We start from the raw sequence: 5008 nt of genomic DNA on the forward strand, positions 1-5008 counted from the left end.
TGATTGAGTCTCAGCCCTAAAATTCGCAATTTCAACAAATTCGATCCGCACGACCCCTCCGGGCCTGGAGTATATCCCAATCAACGCAACCTGCAATGTCAAGCAAATGGTTCAAAATGGAGGATTATTGCGCTGCCCGCGAACGACGTGCGTTCACCATTTGGGCGCGCTAAAGGAGCGTCGACGCGCTCTCGATTTGTACATCTATATGCGCGAATCATCGGCGCGAGTTTGGTGTTAAAGATCTCGAGCAACTGGCGGCGGATTGGGAATCAGCCTGATGCGAGCTGTACGCGCACCACCCGCTACGATGTTTGCTTATGCCGCTCCGGCGGCCACAAGCCGCCAGTCCGGTTGCCACCCCACCTCGGTCGGTAGACGAGTCCAGCGCTGAAATCACGGAACGTCAGCATTTGACGGAACCTGCCGTTCGACACGCCGCAGGCGAAAGGCAGCAAAGTCCCACTTCATGTCGTGCCGTGCTAGCCTCAGTTGCTCCCAAGGCTCAATCAATTCCCATGAACGAACGACCGAAGTTGGGAGGCGCGACAAGGCTGCTGAATGGCCGTAAGTGGGTCTCGCCGCATCCGAGGGCGGCGGGGCAGCTGCCGACCAGACCCGGACATTCTCACATCAGACTTGAACGACCGTTTGCGACAAAAGCGGCCTTTCGCGTCACATCTTGCGGCGTCGCGACGCGGACGTAGCCACGGATTCTCGTGCTGCATGCCTTCAACGTCAGCATGTCCGCGATGACGTGGAAGGCTTCGCGCAACCGCCTCAGGGGTTGATCCTGCAGACCGTCCCAGACCGAAGCGCCAGTCCTCCGTGAGTTCGGATCGAACCTGACGGGAAGCGTCATGTCCCGTCAATGCGGATCTTGGTTCAGCTGAGGGTGGCCCCCGCGGTCTCCATCGTCAGGAGAAGTCGAAGAAGTCGGCAAGGATGCGCTCGTTGCCGGGCTCGGCCGGATGCCCGCTCCGGCGCGCATCGATTGCCAGCACCTCGACGTCCAGCTGCCGCAGACCGTCGATCTCGGCGTCGGTTAGTTTCGATGCTGCGTTGCCCCACTGGTCGGGAGCGAGCTGCACCACTCGGATGCGCTCTGGCAGGAACTCAGTCCTGAGCCCGTCGCAGACGTTAACGACGCCAGGCATGCTGTTTCGCGGATGCGGCTGGACGGCGCTCACGTAGCAGATCCGCCAGAAATCGAACCAGGCGGTCGCGCACGCATCGTCGATCTTCTGGTGGAACTGCGCCGGCGTCTCGCCGGCCTCATGCGGCGACGTGAGCCGACCCGCCAGGCACCGCTCGCGCGAGAGCGCCCTCGGCCTGAGCGGACCGCGGGTGGGCACGTCCCCGCCCAGGCGACGGTCCGCGAACATGCGGCGGATCAGCCTGCTCTTGCCGGCGTTGGGCATCCCGCACACCAGCAGTATCCGTTCGAGATGCGCCCGCCCGCGCGTCGCCTGCTCCATGCCACCGTCTCCTTGGTGCCCCGTCCCCGTACCGCCGCTATCGCACGCGTGCCAGACGATGCCCTTCGGGAACGGCGGCGTCCAGCGCCAGCACCCTGGAGAGGCGCACGCGCTTCGTCCCGCCGAACACCTCGGGAAGCTCGGCGCGCACGGGCGCCTCAAGCCCGTTGTAGCGCACATGCGCCACTGCGTTCTCGAAATCGATGAGCAGGAAGATCAGATGGAGCGCGCGCCCATCCCCGGGCGTGAACGCGGGGCCCATGCCGATCCCGCTCGACTTCACCTGCACCGTCCGTCCGTCGCGCGTCAGCGCATCGACGCCCGGCGTCCTCACCCGGCACAGGTCTAGGCCGAACGCCTCGGCGGCCGTCGCCTCCGCGATGTCGCCTACCAACCTCCCGTCGAGCGTGAACCGCAGGCTCGTCGCGGCGTATGACGCCACGAGCGCGCGGTGCGCGACGACCAGCGCCCGCACGGCGTCTGGCAGAACGATGCGACGCTCATCGATGGGCATGCCGGACGACCGGCCGTCTCGCGTCATGGGAGCGCCAAGCCCTTCGCGACCAGCTCGCGCACCCCTCCCTTCGGCACCCCGCAGCGATGCAGGAACGCGGCGGTGAAGAGAGCGGTGGCGCGGCGGCGTCCGCGCTTGAGCTCGTAGCTGTGGAGCTCGACCCCGCACCCTTCGAGAGCGGTGACCAGTGCTGGTCCAGGTATGCCCGGCAGAAGCAGTATCTTCGAATGCCCGACGAGATCGGCGAGCACGAGCGGGTAGACCGTCAGCTGGCCGACGCCACAGTATACATCGGCCGGGGAGATGCCCGTCTTGATTTCGATGAGGATTGGGCCCTTCGGCGGGTCGACCGTGCCGTCGACCTCGTAGTTCGCGGCATGCCGCGGCTTCCGCTCAGCGCCCTCATCGCGCCGGTTGATCCGATTGCTCATGCATCGCTCAAACCAATGCGCTCGAAATCCCAGTGGTGGCAATGATCGGAAGCAGCGCCGCTCCCAGGACGGTGGCTCGCTCGCCGATCGACGACGCGCGGATCGCAGGGCGGCCGAGATTTTCTTCCCACCGCCGTTTCGTGAGGAGCTGGGCGAGGTCGTGCGGATCATCTGCGGAAGAGGGCCGGACAACACAATCTCGCCTGGATCGAACCAGGCGAGCGCACCGGAAAGAACCGGCGCAAGTTGTGATGCAGCCCGTTTCGTCCAGGCGGCGACCGTCTCGTTGCCAAGATCGATCCGTTGCGGGATGTCCGTCACCGCGCCAACCGTGTGACCGGCCTCGCCAAGGGTGCGCATGAGGTCGACCGTACTGGGTCGAGGCCTGTCCGCCGGAAACAGCTGGCAGATTTCCCCGACATTGCCATATTGCCCCTTCAGCAACCGACCGTCTTCGATCACGCCTGCACCGATACCGTGACCGAACAGGACGACCAATGCCGAGCGACAGCGTTTGGCGAGGTCCGAGAGGTAGAATTCCGCGAGTGCCGCCGTGTTGGCGTCGTTCTCGACCCAGACGGGCATGCCGAAGATATCCGACATCACGGCCACTAGGTGTTCAGTCCCGGCATCTGGTGGATCGGATCGACGATGAACCGGTCTGGCTCTGACGTCCAGATCCTGGTGATGTATTCGTAGGGTGTGAGCCCACTGAGCGTCTTGAGCAGGCGGGCAAAGTTGTAGGCGGCCATGAAGTCGGCGAGGTGGGTCCGGAGCTGGTCATGGCTCTCGTAATGGAAGCGCTTGATGGTCGCTTCCTTGATCGTCCGGTTCATCCGCTCGACCTGGCCGTTGGTCCACGGGTGGTTCGGTTTGGTAAGCCGGTGCTCGATGTCGTTTGCCTCGCAGATCATGTCGAAGCGCATCTGACGCGACCAGGCGGTGTTCCGGTTGCGCGGCTGCTCGGCGAACTGGATGCCATTGTCCGTCAGGATCGTGTGGATGCGATACGGCACGGCTTTCAGCAGGTATTCCAGGAACTCCCATGCTGTCCGTCGATCAGCCTTGTCGACCAGCTGCGTGACGGCGAACTTGCTCGTGCGGTCGATGCCGACGAACAGGTAGAGCTTGCCTTCGGCGGTCTGCACCTCGGCGATGTCCATGTGGAAGAAACCGATCGGGTAGCGCTTGAAGCGTTGCCGCTTCGGTTTGTCGCCTTCGATGTCCGGCAGGCGGGAGATGCCGTGCCGCTGCAGGCATCGGTGTAGCGCTGAGCGCGTTAGATGGGGGAGCGACGGCTGCAACGCGTAAAGGCAGTCGTCGAGCGGCAGCAGTGTGTGGCGTCGGAACGCCACAACCATCGCCTCCTCTGCCTCGGTGAGGGTCGTTGAATGAGGGGCCTTCGGCCCGGTCTTCAGATCCTCCACGGTCGCCCGTTTGCGCCACTTCGCGACTGTCTTCGGGTTGATCCCCAGCTCGCGGCTCAGCGTCGCGAGCGAAGCTTGCGATCGCTGTATTGCTGCTCGGACGGCGTGCGTGGTCGTGGCGCACCCATGACGAACTTGTCCCATACCGCATCCTTCCATTCCAACGAAAGGATCGCACCATCAAACCCTGGGATAAAACACCTAGACAAGAAAACGCTGTGCAAACAATGGTTTTTGCCGCCATTTCAATAAAATGAATACTGCTAGACGATTTTTCAGTCTTTGACGGCCTAGCGTTGATTGAAGGTCCGTTTACTTTAGCGAAACGCCTTCCATGCGAAGCGGATGTTTGATGCAAAGCGATTCCGCGTTGGGGGCAACGAAGTGAAATTTCTGGATGTGGTTGGCATTCGGCAATCAGTGAAACATCGTCCGGGCAAAGGGCTTTCGATCTCTGACAACCAGCGATCTTTGCCCGCCCTTTTCGCGAATGCTTTGCCTCGACGGGTCGTCGCTGGATTCCTGGCACTTCTCAGCCTTTTCCTCGGCGCTCCGGCTGACGCGATGAGTGCGGCATGTACGCAGCTAACGTCTGACTTCAATGGCGGTATCACTAGAAACGCTGGCGATCCCAATGTCTTCCAGCCGTATTACACCGGCTTCGGGTCAGGCGAAGAGGTTTACTACACCATTACATCCACGGGCACTGCCGCATTCGAGAAAAATGCCAATCCAGCCGACAGCGGTTCATCGGTAGCGGGGATTGCGTCCAACACCGTTACGGTACTGGACCTCAGGCCCTATGGCGGCCACGAGATCAACCAGAGCGGCATCGTTACGCTGGATCCCGCGGAAACATATTATTTCTTCGTGCAGGGCTCGACCAATGCGGGCGCGACGGGATCTGTTACGATGACGGCGGGTTGCCGTGTGGTATCCGCCCAGGCACCGGTCGCCGGTGCGGTCTCGACCACCGTCACGGCCAACAGCACCGCTAATGCGGTGACGCTGGCCCTCTCGGGCGGCACCGCCACCTCGGTCACTGTCGCCACGGCACCGTCGCATGGCACGGCCACCGCGTCGGGCACCGGCATCACCTACACGCCGACCGCGGGCTATTCGGGCAGCGACAGCTTCACCTACACCGCCACCAACGCC

At 62.7% G+C, this 5008-nt stretch carries 6 protein-coding genes; 1 reads left to right on the forward strand and 5 read right to left on the reverse strand.

The annotated features are described in order from the left end of the window. Positions 1-628: 628 nt before the first annotated feature. Genes SB4_RS16825 through SB4_RS16845 form a run of 5 tightly spaced genes read right to left on the reverse strand, consistent with a single transcriptional unit; the run spans position 629 to position 3994 of the window. The gene (locus SB4_RS16825; RefSeq protein ID WP_058753501.1) at positions 629-862 is read right to left on the reverse strand and encodes a hypothetical protein; all 234 of its coding nucleotides are present in this window, start codon (positions 860-862) and stop codon (positions 629-631) included. 55 nt (positions 863-917) lie between these two features. Then, entirely contained in the window at positions 918-1478 is a 561-nt protein-coding gene (locus tag SB4_RS16830) for a P-loop NTPase family protein (protein ID WP_058753502.1), read from the reverse strand. Between the two features lie 37 nt (positions 1479-1515). Then, positions 1516-2019, reverse strand: a complete 504-nt coding sequence (locus SB4_RS16835; RefSeq protein WP_193753862.1) for a DUF6998 domain-containing protein — start codon at positions 2017-2019, stop codon at positions 1516-1518. Next, positions 2016-3026 (reverse strand): ROK family protein, encoded by a 1011-nt coding sequence (locus tag SB4_RS16840; protein ID WP_153006300.1) that lies wholly within the window; start codon positions 3024-3026, stop codon positions 2016-2018. Before SB4_RS16840 ends, SB4_RS16835 begins: the two co-directional genes overlap by 4 nt. 8 nt (positions 3027-3034) lie before the next feature. Next, the gene (locus SB4_RS16845; protein WP_058753505.1) at positions 3035-3994 is read right to left on the reverse strand and encodes an IS481 family transposase; all 960 of its coding nucleotides are present in this window, start codon (positions 3992-3994) and stop codon (positions 3035-3037) included. A 201-nt stretch (positions 3995-4195) separates the two neighbouring features. Here SB4_RS16845 and SB4_RS20215 point away from each other — a divergent pair. Continuing rightward, on the forward strand, positions 4196-5008 hold an 813-nt coding region (locus SB4_RS20215; RefSeq protein ID WP_241488666.1), incomplete at its 3' end, for an Ig-like domain-containing protein.

The organism is Sphingomonas sanguinis (assembly GCF_001476905.1).
Taxonomy (GTDB): domain Bacteria; phylum Pseudomonadota; class Alphaproteobacteria; order Sphingomonadales; family Sphingomonadaceae; genus Sphingomonas; species Sphingomonas sanguinis_B.